Source organism: Streptomyces sp. NPDC008079 (genome assembly GCF_042957385.1).
GTDB lineage: Bacteria > Actinomycetota > Actinomycetes > Streptomycetales > Streptomycetaceae > Actinacidiphila.
This window is the reverse complement of the sequence record NZ_JBIBIC010000006.1, coordinates 325163-340371: the sequence shown is the minus strand read 5'-3', so window position 1 is coordinate 340371 and position 15209 is coordinate 325163. Positions and strand designations below refer to the sequence as shown.

Here is a 15209-nt window from a genome sequence, read left to right as displayed (position 1 = left end):
GGCTCGGATCCGGCGAACCGTCCGTCACGCCTTCTCGCCCACCAGGCGCTGGACGGCCTCGACGGCGTCCTGGACCGCGGCCGGGTTCTGGCCGCCGCCCTGGGCCACGTCGTCCTTGCCGCCGCCTCCGCCGCCGAGGGTCTTGGCGGCGGTGCGGACCAGCTCGCCGGCCTTGATGCCGCGCTCGCGGGCGGCCTCGTTGGTGGCGATGACGGTCAGCGGGCGGCCGTTGGCGACGGTGAAGAGGGCGACGACGCCGGGGCGTCCGCCGCCGATCCGCTGGCGGACGTCGAGGACGAGCTTGCGCAGGTCGTCGGCGCCGGTGCCCTCGGGGACCGTACCGGCGACCAGGGCGACGCCCTTGATGTCGGCGGCGCTCTCGGCGAGCCCTGCGGCGGCCTGGAGGACCTTCTCCGCGCGGAAGCGCTCGATCTCCTTCTCGGCGTCCTTGAGCTTGGCGAGCATCCCGGAGATCTTGTCGGGCAGCTCCTCGGGGCGGCCCTTGACCAGTTCGGTGAGCTGGGCGACGACCGTGTGCTCGCGGGCGAGGAAGTGGTAGGCGTCCACGCCGACGAGGGCTTCGACCCGGCGCACGCCGGAGCCGATCGAGGACTCGCCGAGCAGCTTCACCAGGCCGAGCTGCGCGGTGTTGTGCACATGGGTGCCGCCGCACAGCTCCTTGGAGAAGTCGCCGATGGTGACGACCCGGACCCGCTCGCCGTACTTCTCGCCGAATTCGGCGATGGCGCCCTGCCTCTTGGCCTCGGCGATCGGCAGGACCTCGGCGGTGACGTCCAGTTCGCGGGCGAGCACCTCGTTGATCTTCTGCTCGACGTCGGTGAGGACGGCGCCGGGGACGGCGGCCGGGGAACCGAAGTCGAAGCGGAAGCGGCCGGGGGCGTTCTCGGAACCGGCCTGGGCGGCCGTCGGGCCGAGGGCGTCGCGCAGCGCCTGGTGGGTCAGGTGGGTGGCGCTGTGGGCGCGGGCGATGGCGCGGCGGCGTACGAGGTCGATCTGGGCCAGCACCCCGGCCCCGACGGTGACCTCGCCGACCTGGACGACGCCCTTGTGCACGCTGACGCCGGGCACCGGCTGCTGGACGTCGCGGATCTCGATCACCGCGCCGTTGTCGGCGCGGATGCGGCCGGTGTCGGCGAGCTGGCCGCCGCCCTCGGCGTAGAACGGGGTGCGGTCGAGCACCACTTCGATCTCGTCGCCCTCGGTGGCGGCGGGCGACGGGACGCCGTCGACCAGCAGGCCGACGACGGTGGCCTCGTTGTGGTTCTGGGTGTAGCCGGTGAACTCGGTGCTGCCGGAGCGGTCGGCGACCTCGCGGTAAGCGGACAGGTCGGCGTGGCCGGTCTTCTTGGCGCGGGCGTCGGCCTTGGCGCGGTCCCGCTGCTCCTTCATCAGGCGGCGGAAGCCCTCCTCGTCCACCGACAGGCCCTGTTCCGAGGCCATTTCGAGGGTGAGGTCGATCGGGAAGCCCCAGGTGTCGTGGAGCAGGAACGCCTTGTCGCCGGGGAGCACGCTGCCGCCGGCCGACTTGGTCTCGGTGATGGCGGTGTCGAGGATGTTGGTGCCGCCGCTGAGGGCCTTGAGGAAGGCGGTCTCCTCGGCGATGGCGACCGTCTCGATCCGCTTGCGGTCCGAGATCAGCTCCGGGTACTGCTCGCCCATGGTCTTGATGACGACGTCGGCCAGTTCGGCGACGACCGGTCCGGTGGCGCCCATCAGCCGCATATTGCGGATGGCGCGGCGCATGATGCGGCGCAGGACGTAGCCGCGCCCCTCGTTGCCCGGGGTGACGCCGTCGCCGATCAGCATCACGGAGGTGCGGATGTGGTCGGCGACCACGCGCAGCGACACGTCGGTATCGTGGGCCTGGCCGTAGCGCACGCCGGTCAGTTCGGTGGCGCGGTCCATGACGACGCGCAGGGTGTCGGTCTCGTACATGTTCTGCACGCCCTGCAGGATCATCGCGAGGCGTTCGAGGCCCAGGCCGGTGTCGATGTTCTTGCTGGGCAGGTCGCCGAGGATCGGGAAGCTCTCCTTGCCCTCACCGGCGCCGCGCACGTACTGCATGAAGACCAGGTTCCAGATCTCCACGTACCGCTCGTCGTTGACGGCGGGGCCGCCCTCGACGCCGAACTCGGGGCCGCGGTCGTAGTTGATCTCGGAGCAGGGGCCGCAGGGTCCGGGGACGCCCATGGACCAGAAGTTGGGGCCCATGCCGAGGCGCTGGATGCGCTCGGCGGGGACGCCGATGACGTCGCGCCAGATCTGCTCGGCCTCGTCGTCCTCCTGGTAGACGGTGATCCAGAGCCGGTCGGCCTCCAGGCCGTAGCCACCGTCCTCCAGGGAGCCGGTGAGCAGCTCCCAGGCGTACTTGATGGCGCCTTCCTTGAAGTAGTCGCCGAAGGAGAAGTTGCCGCACATCTGGAAGAACGTGCCGTGCCTGGTGGTCTTGCCGACCTCTTCGATGTCCGGGGTGCGGACGCACTTCTGCACGCTGGTGGCGCGGTCGAAGGGCGGCTTGACCTCACCGAGGAAGTACGGCTTGAACGGGACCATGCCCGCCGGGACCAGCAGCAGAGTCGGGTCGTCCGCGATGAGCGACGCCGAAGGGACAACGGTGTGCCCGCGCTCCTCGAAGAAGCGCAGCCAGCGGCGGCGGATTTCTGCCGACTCCATCAGTGTTCGTCCTTCCGGTTGTACGCAATGCTCCGGCGCGGTGCCGGGAGTTCGGACGGGATTTCGGATTGCGGGGCGCTGCCGGTGAGGCCGAGCGCGTCCTGGAGCTCGCTCTCGCGCTGCGTCATGCCCGCCCGTACGTCCTGGGCGAACACCCGCAGCCGCGCGCCGGTCTCCAGCGCGCGGTCGGCCGCGGTCGCCGCGAGGCTCTCCGGCGTGAGGCGGCGCAGCGCCCGGTTGACCTTGGTGGTGGCCCAGACGCCGGTGGCGGCGCCGGTGACGAACCAGAACATACGGCGGAACATGTGGCCTCAGTCCTTCGAGCGGTTGCGACGGCCGCCGCGCCGGGCGGCGGGGAGCACCTTGCCTGCCTTGACGGTCCTGGCACGGGAGCGGTCGGTGCCCGCCGCGCCGTTGGCCGCCGCGCCCGCGCCCGCTCCGCCGGAGGTCCGCAGGCCGACCGCGCGCCGTACGCCGTAGCTGAAGGCGGCGACCTTCACCAGGGGTCCGCCGAAGGCCGACGCGACGGTGGAGGAGAGCGCGGAGGCGTTGGCCGTCACCTCGGCGACCTCCGCGGTGATGGTGTCGACCCGGTCGAGCTGGCTGTGGGCGGTGCGCAGCGCGTCGGAGGCGTCGCCGAGCAGCGGTACGGCCTGCTCGGTGATGCCTGCCACGAGTTCGCTGGTCCGCTTGAGCGTCTGGGCGAGCCTGACCAGCGCGACGGCCAGGAACGACACCAGGATCGCCCAGAAGACCGCCACGATGAGGCCAGCCACCTCTGCACCGGACACGTTGCTCCGCTCCCTCACCGTCGGCATCTCACGGACACTTCGCCGCGCTGTTTCGGCCGCTTCTCACGGCTGCTTCCCGCGACCGCTTCCACGGCCGCTTCTCACGACCGCGGTCCGCGGCTGGTTTTCACCACGACATCGGCCTCCGACCCTATCGCGCCGGGCCTGCGCGTCCGTACCGCATTACGCGCGCGCCGGGGCTGTCCCACAACCGGGCAAGCGCGGGCGTTATACCACTACTCGGCGACGGGATTGTACGGTCCGCGCACAGTCAAGTACGCTCCGTACACCATGGAGACTGTGGGTAACCTCCCCGCCGAGCTGACCGGCTTCGTCGGCAGGACGTCCGAACTCGCGGCGCTCGACGCACTGTTGTCGCCGGCGGCGGAGTCCCGGCTGAGCACCGTGACCGGAGTCGGCGGGGTGGGCAAGACGCGGCTGGCGCTGCGGGCCGCCAGGCACGCGCAGGACCGTTTCCTCGGCGGCGTCTGGCTGGTCGACCTGTCCGGGCTCGGCGACGCGTCGCTGCTGGACCACGCGGTCGCGGAGGCGCTGCGGCTGGCGGACCACACCACCCGCTCGACGCGTTCGGTGCTGACCGAGGGGCTGGCCGGCCGCGAGCTGCTGCTGGTCTTCGACGGCTACGACCGGGTGCACGCCGAAGTGGCCTCCCTCGCCGCGGAGTTGCTGCGCCGCGCGCCGGGGCTGCGGGTGCTGGCGGCCGGCCGCAGGCCGCTGGGCATCACCGGGGAGCGGCTGCTGCCGTTGGCGCCGCTGCCCGCGCCGGACGCCCGCAGCGACGCCGTGCGGCTGTTCGCCGAGCGCGCCGCGGCCGTGCTGCCGGGCTTCACCGTGACACCGGCCAACAGCGGTCCCGTCCTGGAGCTGTGCACCCGGCTCGACGGCCTTCCGCTCGCCCTCGAACTGGCGGCGGTCCGGCTGCGGGCGCTGTCGGTGGAGCAGGTGCTCGAACGGCTCGACGACCGCTTCCGGCTGCTGACCGGCGGCGACCCCACCGCGCCCGCCCGGCACCGCGCGCTGCGTACGGCGATCGGCTGGAGCCACGAATTGTGCACGCCGGGCCAGCGGCTGCTGTGGGCGCGGCTGTCGGTCTTCGCCGGACGGTTCGACCTGGACGCGGTGGAGTACGTGTGCGCGGGTCCCGACCTGGCCGAGGAGGACATCGTGGAGACGGTGTCCGCGCTGGTCGACCAGTCGGTGCTCAGCCGCGAGGAGGGCGCCGACGGTCTGGTGCGCTACCGGATGCTGGACACGGTCCGCGAGTACGGCGCGGGCTGGCTGGCCGCGCTCGGCGACGACGTACGGATGCGGCGGCGGCACCGCGACTGGTACCTGGGTCTGGCCACCTGGTGCGAGCTGGACTGGTTCAGCCCCCGGCAGTCGGAGGTGGCCGCGCGGGTCGAGGCCGAACTGCCCAATCTCCGGCTGGCGTTGGAGTTCAGTCTGGACGGCGCCGCGGACCGGCCGCCGGAGGACCCGGCCGTCGGCCAGTATCTGGCGGGCACCTTGTGGTTCTGCTGGGTCGGCTGCGGGCGGCTCGCGGAGGGCAGGCACTGGCTGGAGCGGGCCCTCGACCTCGCCGCGGGGCGCTCGGAGGCGCGCGCCAAGGCGATGTGGGTGTACGGCTATGTGACGCTGCTCCAGGGCGACTCGGTCACCGCGCTCGACGTGCTCCAGCAGTGCCGCAGCGAGGCCGAGGCGGCCGACAACGGTACGGCGATGGCGTACGCGGTCCACCGGCTGGGCTGCCTCGCGCTGGTCTCCGACGACATGCCGCGGGCCGAACGGTTCATCGGGGACGCGCTGCTGCGCTACCGCCGGATCGGCGAACTCAACAGCAACGTCCTCATGGCGCAGGTCGAGTTGGCGATGGCGGTGGCCTTCCAGGGCGACCTGGACCAGGCGGTGACCCTCGCCGCGGAGGCCCGCGACATCTGCCACGACCACGGGGAGCGCTGGACGCTGGCCTACGCGCTCTACGTCCTCGGTTACGCCGCCTGGCTCGGCGGCGACCGCGCGGAGGCGCGGCGGCTGGCCGAGGAGGCGCTGGCCATCGACCACGCCTTCCGCGACCTGGTCGGCGCGGTGCTCGCCCTGGAGCTGCTGGCCCTCATCACCGAGGACGAGGGCGCCCCGCACGAGGCCGCGGTCCTCCAGGGCGCCGCGGGGCGTCTGTGGGCCTCGGTCGGCCTGCGCCTGTTCGGCTCCCGCTTCTTCAACGCCCCGCACGTGCTGTGCGAGGCGCGCGTGCGGGCGGCGCTGGGTGACGACGCCTACGCCGCCGCCCTGAGCGAAGGCGAGCGGTTCGGGCTGGACGCGGCGGTCCACCGCGCCCTCCACCGCCCGTCGCCCGCCGCCGCCACCCGCGAGCGTCCCGCCCGGAAGGCCCCCGCCAGGAGCGCGGCCCCCGCGGAGGTGGTCGCGCCCGAGTGAGGGGGACGCGGGTACTTCCCAGCGGCGGCTGAGGGACGCGCTACACGACCGACCACGACGGCGGCGGCGTCACCACCGGTCCCGGGGGCCGCTTGCCACCGGCCGGTTGACCGGGCCCCGGGGGCGACCGCCTCCCGTACGGAGCGCGGCGCCCCACCTCGGCGACCTCCCCGGAGGGGGTCAGCGGGCGTAGTACTCGACGACGAGCTGCTCGTCGCAGATGACGGGGATCTCGTTGCGGTTGGGGTCCCGGTCCAGGCGGAAGGCGAGGGCCTGGAGGTTGGTCTGGAGGTAGCGAGGGGCCTCGCCCTCACCGGCCCAGCCGCCTTCGCGGGCGACGATGAACGGCGTCTTCTCGCGGGAGCGCTCGCGGACGGTCACGACGTCGTCCGGGCTGACCCGGAAGGACGGCTTGTCGACCTTGCGGCCGTTGACCTCGATGTGGCCGTGCACGACCATCTGGCGGGACTGGTAGATCGTCCGGGCCAGACCGGCACGGAGCACGAGGGCGTCCAGGCGCCGCTCCAGCTCGATGATCAGGGCCTCGCCGGTCCGCTTGCCGGAGACCTTCTTGGCGCGGTCGTACGCGCGCTGCATCTGCCGCTCGCTGATGTCGTACTGCGCGCGCAGCCGCTGCTTCTCCAGCAGCCGGGTCTTGTAGTCGCTGTTCTGCTTGCGACCGCGACCGTGCTCACCGGGCGGGTAGGGGCGGGCCTCGAAGTACTTGACCGCCTTGGGGGTGAGCGCGATGCCCAGCGCCCGGGACTTCTTGACCTTGGGACGCGACTGATTCACGTGCGTGGAACCTCCGTGTAAATTAGGTAAGGCTTACCTTAGCTGAGGAGAACGCATGTTTCGACCCGGGAACCCCATGCCTGGTGTACCAGCACATGGTCAGCCGCGTCCCGAAGTGGAAGAAGCGCCCCGGCTGCCCTCGGCAGCCGAACGCGCGCGAACTCTCGTCGAGAATAACTCGTCCGCCGTCGTGACGATTCCCGGCCTGGCCACGGCCGGATCCGACGTCATGACCCCGGTGCGCCGCTCCGTGGGGCCCACCGGCGACGTGTTCCTGCTGTTCCCCGACGAATCCCCCGCCGTGCGCGTGGTGCGGGCCGCGGGCGGCGAGGAGATCGAGGCTGTGCTGGAGATCACGGATGTGGCGCCGGTCGCGGTGCCGCACCGGATCCGCGGCAGGGCCTGGGTCGCGGGCTGGCTGACACCCGTCCTGGGCGGCGCGATGGAGTCCGGTACGACGCTGCTCCGCCTGGAGACCGGCGAGATCTCACTGGACGACCTGTGGGGCGCCGCCCTGGTCGAGCCCGACGAGTTCGCCGACGCCGCCGCCGACCCGCTCGCCGAGTACGAGAGCGAACTGCTCCAGCACCTCGCCGCCGCCCACAGCGCCCAGGTGGGTCTGCTGTGCGCCCTCGTCGGCCGCCGCGAGGCGTCCTGCGACGACGCCTTCGCGGGCTCGCGCCCCCCGCTGAGCGCCGTGCCGCTGGCGCTCGACCGCTTCGGGCTGCGCGTGCGCTTCACCGGCGACAACAGCGTCTTCGACGCCCGCTTCGACTTCCCCGAGCCCGTCCGCGACCGCGACGGGCTGCGCCGCTCGATGCACGCCCTCTTCGACGCGGCCCGCGACTGCTGATCCGGGGGTGTGTCAGTCCGAGGCCGGGGCCTCGCCCGAGAGCCGGGCGCGGACCCGGTCCAGGACGTCCGCGTACCGGGCCTCCGTGCCGTGCCGGGTCGGCTCGTAGTAGCGGCGGTCGCGCAGTTCGTCCGGCGCGTACTGCTGCGCGGCGATGCCGCCGGGCACGTCGTGCGGGTAGACGTACCCCTGGGCGTGGCCGAGCTTGGCGGCGCCCTTGTAGTGGCCGTCGCGCAGGTGCGCGGGCACGGGTCCGGCCTTGCCCGCCCGTACGTCCGCCAGCGCCGCGCCGATCGCGGTGGTGGCCGCGTTGGACTTCGGCGCGAGCGCCAGCGCGATGGTGGCGTGGCTGAGGGTCAGCGCGGCCTCGGGGAAGCCGATCATGGCGACGGCCTGGGCGGCGGCGACGGCGGTGGGCAGGGCGGTGGGGTCGGCGAGGCCGATGTCCTCGCTGGCGGAGATCATCAGGCGCCGCGCGATGAAGCGCGGGTCCTCGCCCGCGTCGATCATGCGGGCGAGGTAGTGCAGGGCGGCGTCCACGTCGGAGCCGCGGATGGACTTGATGAGGGCGCTGGCCACGTCGTAGTGCTGGTCGCCGTCGCGGTCGTAGCGCACGGCGGCCCGGTCGACGGACTCTTCGAGGGTGGCCAGGGTGAGCGTGTCCTCGCCCTTGTCCAGGGCGGAGCCCGCACCCGCCTCCAGGGCGGTCAGGGCGCGCCGCGCGTCGCCGCCGGCGATCCGCAGCAGGTGCTCCTCCGCGTCGTCCGGCAGCGTCACCGCGCCGCCCAGACCGCGCTCGTCGGTCACCGCGCGGCGCAGCACACCGCGCAGGTCGTCGTCGGTGAGCGGTTCGAGGGTGAGCAGCAGGGAGCGGGACAGCAGCGGCGAGATGATCGAGAAGTACGGGTTCTCCGTGGTGGCCGCGATCAGGGTGACCCAGCGGTTCTCGACGGCGGGCAGCAGGGAGTCCTGCTGGGCCTTGCTGAAGCGGTGGATCTCGTCCAGGAACAGCACGGTCTCGCGCTGGTACCCGCCCGCCTGGCGCTTGGCGCTCTCGATGACCGCGCGGACCTCCTTGACGCCCGCGGTGATCGCCGAGAGTTCGACGAAGCGCTTGTCGGTGGCCTTGCTGACCACGTACGCCAGCGTGGTCTTCCCGGTGCCCGGCGGCCCCCACAGGATCACCGAGGACGCGCCCGCCGGTCCCCCGCCGTCGGCCACCAGGCGGCGCAGCGGGGAGCCGGGGCGCAGCAGGTGCTGCTGGCCGACGACCTCGTCGAGGGTACGGGGCCGCATCCGTACGGCGAGCGGGCTGCTGCCCGGATCCCGCTCGTGACGGTCCTCTGCGGCTGCGGTGAACAGATCTGGCTCCACTCCGGCAGCCTATGCGCTGGGTGTGACAGCCCGGTCGGCGGCGGCGGCGAGCAGGGCGTGGACCAGGCGCGGGTCGGTGCCGTTCTCGGGGTGCCACTGCACGCCGAGGGCGAAGCGCTCGCCGGGCGCCTCGACGGCCTCGACGGTGCCGTCGTCGGCGTGCGCGGCGGCGGTGAGACCGTCGCCGAGGCGGTCGACGGCCTGGTGGTGGTAGGTGGGCACGTCCTGGGGGCCCGGCAGTACGCGGGCCAGCAGGGTGCCGGGCACGGGCGTGACGCGGTGCTCGCCGAAGACGCCGGGCGCGGGGGCGTGGGCGTCGTGGCCGACGCGGTCCGGCAGGTGCTGGAGGAGCGTGCCGCCGTACAGCACGTTCATGAGCTGCATGCCGCGGCAGATCCCGAGGACGGGGACGGCCGCGTCCAGGGCGGCGCGCAGGACGGCCGACTCCCAGCCGTCGCGCTCCGGTGCGGGCGGGCCGGTGCGCGGGTGCCGTGGTGCGCCGTAGTGCTCGGGCGCGATGTCGGGGCCGCCCGCCACGATCACCGCGTCCATCCGCGCGACGGCCGCCGGTGCGCGCTCGGCCGCGTCGGGCGGCAGCAGGACGGCGACGGCGCCCGCGGCCTGCACCAGGCGCGGGTAGACGGCGGGCAGCAGGACGGCCGAGGTGTCCCACAGCCCCCAGCGCGCCCGCTCCAGATAGGTGGTGACCCCCACCAGCAGCGTCCTCGGCACCGTCCCCGTCCTCCCGCGTCGGCCAATGGTCCGGACTCGTACCTTAACCGGCGCGATCGTCCGCCCCGGTGCTAGGGCGTGTCCGTAAAGTCGCGTCGTCCGCCCGGAGGGCGGGGCTGGCGGTGTCTGGTGCGTGCGATCGGCAATGGCGGTGGGGGTGCCCCCGGACGAAGTCTGGGGGAGGCCGTCCTCATAGTGGGCCTATTCGGATGAGCCCGACAACGCAGCGAGCGTGCGTGCCAGGCGCCGCCAGCCAGACGAGACTTTACGGACACGCCCTAGGACAGAAAGCCCCGCAGCAGTGACGCCGTGCCCGCGAGGTGCTGCCGCATCGTCTGCCGCGCCCGCGTTTCGTCGGCGGCCAGGACGGCGGCGACCAGGGCGGCGTGCTGGCCCTGGGAGTGCTCGATGTTGCGGACCAGCATGGGGATGCCGTCCAGGAGTTGGTTGACCCGGGCGCGGACGGCGGCGTACTGGCGGGCCAGCGAGGGGGAGCCGGACAGCTCGGCTATCGCGAGGTGCAGGAGCGTGTCGGCGCGCCGGTAGTCCTCGATGGAGGCGTCCCCGGTGGCGCGCAGCCGGGCCCGCAGCAGGTCGGCGTCCGCTCCGGTGAGGCGGGCGCGGGCGCAGAGCCCGGCGGCGCCCACCTCCAGTACCTCGCGGAAGCGGAGCACGTCGTCCAGGGCCGCCGCGTCCAGACCGGCCGCGCCCAGGCCCGCCGCGTCCACGGGCGGGCCGTCCGCGCCGGGCGGCCTCGGCCGGACAAAGGTGCCGCCCTGGCGACCGCGGCGGCTCTCGACCAGGCCCTGCTCGTGCAGCACGCGCAGCGCCTCGCGCAGGGTGACCCGGCTGATCGCCAGCCGCCCGGCGAGTTCCCGTTCCGGTGGCAGGCGTCCGCCCGCGGGGACCAGGCCGAGCCGGACCACTTGGAGCAGCCGTTCCACGGCCTCCTCGAAGCCGTTGCCGCCGCGCACCGGGCGCAGCACCGTGTCGAGCGGATCGGCGGCCTGCGCCGGGGGCTCCGCCGACCGCTCGGCCGCTGACCCGGCCGCCGGCTCGGCCGTCGAATCGGCAGTCGAATCGGCCATCGGTTCCGTCATCCGCTCCGTCATGGCGAGGCCCCCTTCCCTTCAATGGTTCACAGCCATACCTTAAGTCTTCCGACCGATCCGAGAGGTTCCGCTGTGGCAGAACACACTCCAGCCCTGTCCGTCGGCGCGCTCCGCTCGCTGGTGGCGGCGGGCGAGATCCACACCGTCGTCCTGGCCTTCACCGATATGCAGGGGCGGCTCCAGGGCAAGCGGTTCGCGGCTCCGTTCTTCTTGGAGGAGGTGCTGCCGCACGGCTCGGAGGGGTGCAATTACCTGCTCGCCGTCGACATCGACCTCAATACGGTGGACGGCTACGCGATGTCGTCCTGGGAGCGGGGCTACGGCGACTTCGCGATGCGCCCCGATCCCTCGACGCTGCGCCGCGTCCCCTGGCAGGACGGCACCGCGCTGCTGCTGGCCGATCTGACGTGGGAGGACGGCAGCCCGGTCAGTGCCTCGCCGCGGCAGATCCTGCGGCAGCAGCTCGACCGGCTCGCCGGACACGGCCTGACCGCGCACGCGGGCACCGAGCTGGAGTTCCTGGTCTTCCGCGACACCTACGAGCGGGCGTGGGACAGCGGCTACCGCGGGCTGACCCCGGCCAACCAGTACAACGCCGACTACTCGGTGCTGGCCACCGCCCGGGTCGAGCCGCTGCTGCGCCGCATCCGCAACGAGATGGCGGGCGCCGGGCTCGTCCCGGAGTCCGCGAAGGGCGAGTGCAACCTCGGCCAGCACGAGGTGGTGTTCCGCTACGACGAGGCGCTGACCACCTGCGACCAGCACAGCGTCTACAAGACCGGCGCCAAGGAGATCGCCTCGCAGGAGGGCATGGCGGTCACCTTCATGGCGAAGTTCAACGAGCGCGAGGGCAACTCCTGCCATATCCACCTGTCGCTGCGGGACGCGGACGGCGCCCCGGCGATGGCCGACCCCGAGGACCGCTCCCCCACCGCGATGTCCCCGCTGATGCGGCACTTCCTGGCCGGACAGCTCGCCGCCCTGCGGGAGTTCTCGCTGTTCTTCGCGCCGAACATCAACTCCTACAAGCGGTTCCGCCCCGGCTCCTTCGCGCCCACCGCGGTCGCCTGGGGCCGGGACAACCGCACCTGCGCGCTGCGCGTGGTCGGCCACGGCCCGTCGCTGCGGCTGGAGAACCGGGTGCCGGGCGGCGACGTGAACCCGTATCTGGCGGTCGCCGCGATGGTCGCGGCCGGACTGCACGGCGTCGAGCGGGAGTTGGAGCTGCCGGAGCCGTGTACGGGCAACGCGTACACGGAGTCGTACGAGCGGGTGCCCGGCTCGCTGCGGGAGGCCGCCGAGCTGTGGTCGGGCAGCGACCTGGCCCGTGAGGTGTTCGGCCCCGAGGTCGTCGCGCACTACGCGAACATGGCGCGGATCGAGCAGCGGCAGTTCGACACCGCGGTCACGGACTGGGAGCGGTTCCGCTCCTTCGAGCGGATGTAAGGGCGGACGGGATGCAGGAGAGCCACGACGTACTCAACCCCGCCACCGAGGAGGTCGTCGCGACGGTCGCGGCGACCTCCCCGGAGGGTGTGGACGCGGCGGTCGCCGCCGCGGTGCGGGCCCAGCGGGGCTGGGCGGCGCTCGCGCCGGGTGAACGCGCCCGGCTGCTGCGGCGGTTCGCCGCCGAGGTCGACGCGCGCCTGGAGGAACTGGCCGCGCTGGAGGTGCGGGAGGCGGGCCACACCGTGGGCAACGCCCGCTGGGAGGCGGGCAACGTCCGGGACCTGCTGGAGTACGCGGCGGGCGGCGTCGAGCGCCTGAGCGGCCGTCAGATCCCGGTGGCGGGCGGCCTCGACCTGACCTTCCACGAACCGCTCGGCGTGGTCGGGGTCATCGTGCCGTGGAACTTCCCGATGCCGATCGCCGCCTGGGGCTTCGCCCCCGCGCTGGCCGCGGGCAACGCCGTCGTGCTCAAGCCCGCGGAGACCACCCCGCTGACCGCCCTGCGGCTGGCCGAACTCGCCCTGGCCGCCGGGCTGCCCGAGGGCCTGTTTCAGGTGGTGCCCGGCGCGGGTCCCGTCGCCGGGGCGCGGCTGGTTGACCACCCCGACGTACGGAAGATCGTCTTCACCGGCTCCACGGCGGTCGGCAAGCGGATCATGGAGCGGTGTGCGGCCCAAGTGAAGCGGCTCACGCTGGAGTTGGGCGGCAAGAGCCCCAACGTCGTCTTCGCGGACGCCGATCTGGAGCGCGCCGGGGACCCGATGGCGTTCCTGGACAACGCGGGCCAGGACTGCTGCGCCCGCACCCGGCTGCTGGTGCAGCGCGAGGTCTACGACCGCTTCCTCGACCTGCTGGCCTCCGGCGTGCGGGCGGTGCGGGTCGGCGACCCGGCGGACCCGGCGACCGCGATGGGCCCGCTGATCTCGGCGGTCCAGCGCGAGCGGGTCCGCGGCTACGTCACGCCCGAACTACCGGTCGTGGCACGGGGTTCCGCGCCCGAGGGCCCCGGTTTCTGGTACCCGCCGACGGTGCTCGCCCCGGCCGACCCCGGCGTGCCAGCGGCCACCGAGGAGATCTTCGGCCCGGTGGCGGTCGTGCTGCCCTTCGACGACGAGGCGGACGCGCTGCGGCTGGCGAACGCGACACCGTACGGCCTGTCCGGCTCGCTGTGGACCCGCGACCTGGGCCGCGCGCTGCGGCTCGCGCGCGGTGTCGCGGCCGGGAATCTGTCCGTCAACTCGCACAGCAGTGTGCGCTATTGGACGCCCTTCGGCGGCTTCAAGCAGTCGGGGCTCGGCCGCGAGCTGGGACCCGACGCGCTCACCGCGTTCACCGAGACCAAGAACGTCTTCATCGGCACCGAGGAGTAGCAGGGTATGCCCGAGACCACAGACAGCACAGACGTGACCGGCACGGCTGCCGCCGCCGGGACGGAGCAGCCGGTCTGCCGCCGCCTCGTCGGCCGTACCGCCGTCATCACCGGCGGCGGCAGCGGCATCGGCCTGGCCACGGCGCGGCGGTTCGCCGCGGAAGGGGCCAGGGTCGTGGTCGCCGACATCGACCAGGACAGCGGGCGGGCGGCGGCCGAGGAGACCGGCGGGCTCTTCGTCGCCACCGACGTGACCGACCCGGAGCAGGTCGAGGCGCTGTTCAAGGCCGCCCACGACACCTACGGCTCGGTCGACATCGCCTTCAACAACGCGGGGATCTCACCGCCCGACGACGACTCGATCCTCACCACCGGGCTGGACGCGTGGCGCCGGGTGCAGGAGGTCAATCTGACGTCGGTCTACCTGTGCTGCAAGGCCGCGCTGCCGTACATGCGGCGGCAGGGCAAGGGGGCGATCATCAACACCGCGTCGTTCGTGGCGGTGATGGGCGCGGCGACCTCGCAGATCTCGTACACCGCGTCCAAGGGCGGGGTGCTGGCGATGACGCGGGAGCTGGGCGTGCAGTTCGCCCGCGAGGGGATCCGGGTGAACGCGCTGTGCCCCGGGCCCGTGGACACCCCGCTGCTGCGCGAGCTGTTCGCGAAGGACCCGGAGCGGGCGGCGCGGCGGCTGGTGCACATTCCGCTGGGGCGGTTCGCGGCAGCCGAGGAGATCGCCGCCGCCGTGGCGTTCCTGGCCAGCGACGACGCCGGATTCATCACCGCCGCCGAGTTCCTGGTGGACGGCGGCATCTCCGGCGCCTACGTCACGCCGCTGTAGCGGGCGGGCCGCTCGGCGGAACCGCTCAGACCAGCGTCTTCCAGTACGACCACCAGCGGGTCAGGATCAGCAGGATGAGCACCCCGTACCAGAGCACCGGCACGACCCAGTGGAACTCCAGCACGGCGGTGCGCGCGCCCTCGGGCACCTTGATGATCCGGTGCTTGACGTTGTGCACCGCCGTGTACCAGAACGCGGCGATGGTCACGACCCAGGCGAGGCTGCACCACAGGCAGAGCGAGCCGATGCTGTACAGCGACTGGTACTGGAGCCAGGTGCAGAATCCGACACCGAACAGGGTGCCCGCCTGGAGGCCGAGCCAGAACCAGGGACGGTAGCGGGCGCCGGCCAGGATGCCCATTGCGACGCAGATCATGACCGGGTAGGCGATCATGCCGATCATCGGGTTCGGGAAGCCGAACGCGTGGGCCTGCTCGCTCTTCATGATGTTGCCGCAGGAGATGATCGGGTTCAGGCTGCACGCGGGGGTGTAATTCGGGTCTTCCAGCAGCTTGAACTTGTCATCGGTGATCACGAACGCGGCGACCGTGCCGAGCAGGCCGCAGATCAGCAGCAGCCAGGTGTACGCGCGCCCTGCTCCGATGCCGTCGGCCGGCCGCCGCTCGTCCTCGGCGCCGCCGTCCGTACGCGTCTCGTCCAACGCGGAAGTCGTCATGATCGCCGATCTCTTAGGTCGTGGGGAGCGGGCACCCAACATTGTGCACCAGGGCGGTCAGGACTGGAT

At 72.7% G+C, this 15209-nt stretch carries 13 protein-coding genes; 5 read left to right on the top strand and 8 right to left on the bottom strand.

What is annotated here, in order from left to right; genetic code table 11:
* Nucleotides 1–24 precede the first annotated feature (24 nt).
* The 3 genes from alaS to ACFZAM_RS16595 are packed head-to-tail and all read right to left on the bottom strand — an operon-like array spanning nt 25 to nt 3485.
* Entirely contained in the window at nt 25–2694 is a 2670-nt protein-coding gene (alaS, locus tag ACFZAM_RS16605) for an alanine--tRNA ligase (protein ID WP_391046627.1), read from the bottom strand.
* Complete coding sequence (locus ACFZAM_RS16600) at nt 2694–2999, bottom strand: DUF6167 family protein (protein ID WP_188285194.1); 306 nt, start codon at nt 2997–2999, stop codon at nt 2694–2696. Before ACFZAM_RS16600 ends, alaS begins: the two co-directional genes overlap by 1 nt.
* A gap of 6 nt (nt 3000–3005) precedes the next feature.
* Nucleotides 3006–3485 (bottom strand): DUF948 domain-containing protein, encoded by a 480-nt coding sequence (locus ACFZAM_RS16595; RefSeq protein ID WP_391046625.1) that lies wholly within the window; start codon nt 3483–3485, stop codon nt 3006–3008.
* A gap of 291 nt (nt 3486–3776) precedes the next feature.
* On the opposite strand from ACFZAM_RS16595, the gene ACFZAM_RS16590 reads away from it, so the two are divergent.
* Nucleotides 3777–5939, top strand: a complete 2163-nt coding sequence (locus tag ACFZAM_RS16590) for an ATP-binding protein (protein WP_391046623.1) — start codon at nt 3777–3779, stop codon at nt 5937–5939.
* A gap of 180 nt (nt 5940–6119) precedes the next feature.
* On the opposite strand, the gene rpsD is transcribed toward ACFZAM_RS16590, so the two are convergent.
* The gene (rpsD, locus tag ACFZAM_RS16585) at nt 6120–6734 is read right to left on the bottom strand and encodes a 30S ribosomal protein S4 (RefSeq protein WP_188285197.1); all 615 of its coding nucleotides are present in this window, start codon (nt 6732–6734) and stop codon (nt 6120–6122) included.
* A 133-nt stretch (nt 6735–6867) separates the two neighbouring features.
* Between rpsD and ACFZAM_RS16580 the strand changes: the two genes are divergently transcribed.
* A complete protein-coding gene (locus ACFZAM_RS16580; RefSeq protein WP_391046717.1) occupies nt 6868–7587 on the top strand; it encodes a DUF2470 domain-containing protein in 720 nt (239 codons plus the stop codon).
* Nucleotides 7588–7599: 12 nt separating this feature from the next.
* Here the strand turns inward: ACFZAM_RS16580 and ACFZAM_RS16575 are convergent, their stop codons facing one another.
* The 3 genes from ACFZAM_RS16575 to ACFZAM_RS16565 form a co-directional block, all read right to left on the bottom strand.
* Nucleotides 7600–8961: an AAA family ATPase gene (locus ACFZAM_RS16575; protein WP_391046620.1), complete on the bottom strand. Its 1362-nt coding sequence runs from the start codon at nt 8959–8961 to the stop codon at nt 7600–7602.
* A gap of 9 nt (nt 8962–8970) precedes the next feature.
* Nucleotides 8971–9693 carry a gamma-glutamyl-gamma-aminobutyrate hydrolase family protein gene (locus tag ACFZAM_RS16570; RefSeq protein WP_391046618.1) on the bottom strand — a complete coding sequence of 241 codons (723 nt, stop codon included), beginning with the start codon at nt 9691–9693 and terminating at the stop codon, nt 8971–8973.
* A gap of 278 nt (nt 9694–9971) precedes the next feature.
* Nucleotides 9972–10781: an FCD domain-containing protein gene (locus ACFZAM_RS16565; RefSeq protein ID WP_391046616.1), complete on the bottom strand. Its 810-nt coding sequence runs from the start codon at nt 10779–10781 to the stop codon at nt 9972–9974.
* A 96-nt stretch (nt 10782–10877) separates the two neighbouring features.
* Here ACFZAM_RS16565 and ACFZAM_RS16560 point away from each other — a divergent pair, with 96 nt between their 5' ends.
* Genes ACFZAM_RS16560 through ACFZAM_RS16550 form a run of 3 tightly spaced genes read left to right on the top strand, consistent with a single transcriptional unit; the run spans nt 10878 to nt 14464 of the window.
* A complete protein-coding gene (locus ACFZAM_RS16560; RefSeq protein WP_391046614.1) occupies nt 10878–12251 on the top strand; it encodes a glutamine synthetase family protein in 1374 nt (457 codons plus the stop codon).
* A gap of 11 nt (nt 12252–12262) precedes the next feature.
* Complete coding sequence (locus tag ACFZAM_RS16555; protein WP_391046612.1) at nt 12263–13624, top strand: aldehyde dehydrogenase family protein; 1362 nt, start codon at nt 12263–12265, stop codon at nt 13622–13624.
* A 6-nt stretch (nt 13625–13630) separates the two neighbouring features.
* Nucleotides 13631–14464 carry a 3-oxoacyl-ACP reductase gene (locus ACFZAM_RS16550; protein ID WP_355332501.1) on the top strand — a complete coding sequence of 278 codons (834 nt, stop codon included), beginning with the start codon at nt 13631–13633 and terminating at the stop codon, nt 14462–14464.
* Nucleotides 14465–14489: 25 nt separating this feature from the next.
* On the opposite strand, the gene ACFZAM_RS16545 is transcribed toward ACFZAM_RS16550, so the two are convergent.
* Complete coding sequence (locus ACFZAM_RS16545; protein ID WP_355332503.1) at nt 14490–15140, bottom strand: vitamin K epoxide reductase family protein; 651 nt, start codon at nt 15138–15140, stop codon at nt 14490–14492.
* Between the last annotated feature and the right edge of the window lie 69 nt (nt 15141–15209).

Coding starts and splice junctions, on each gene's coding strand:
- ACFZAM_RS16590 (WP_391046623.1), top strand. CDS start 3,777: ATGGAGACTGTGGGTAACCTCCCCGCCGAGCTGACCGGCTTCGTCGGC.
- ACFZAM_RS16565 (WP_391046616.1), bottom strand. CDS start 10,781: ATGGCCGATTCGACTGCCGATTCGACGGCCGAGCCGGCGGCCGGGTCA.
- ACFZAM_RS16600 (WP_188285194.1), bottom strand. CDS start 2,999: ATGTTCCGCCGTATGTTCTGGTTCGTCACCGGCGCCGCCACCGGCGTC.
- ACFZAM_RS16545 (WP_355332503.1), bottom strand. CDS start 15,140: ATGACGACTTCCGCGTTGGACGAGACGCGTACGGACGGCGGCGCCGAG.
- ACFZAM_RS16550 (WP_355332501.1), top strand. CDS start 13,631: ATGCCCGAGACCACAGACAGCACAGACGTGACCGGCACGGCTGCCGCC.
- alaS (WP_391046627.1), bottom strand. CDS start 2,694: ATGGAGTCGGCAGAAATCCGCCGCCGCTGGCTGCGCTTCTTCGAGGAG.
- ACFZAM_RS16555 (WP_391046612.1), top strand. CDS start 12,263: ATGCAGGAGAGCCACGACGTACTCAACCCCGCCACCGAGGAGGTCGTC.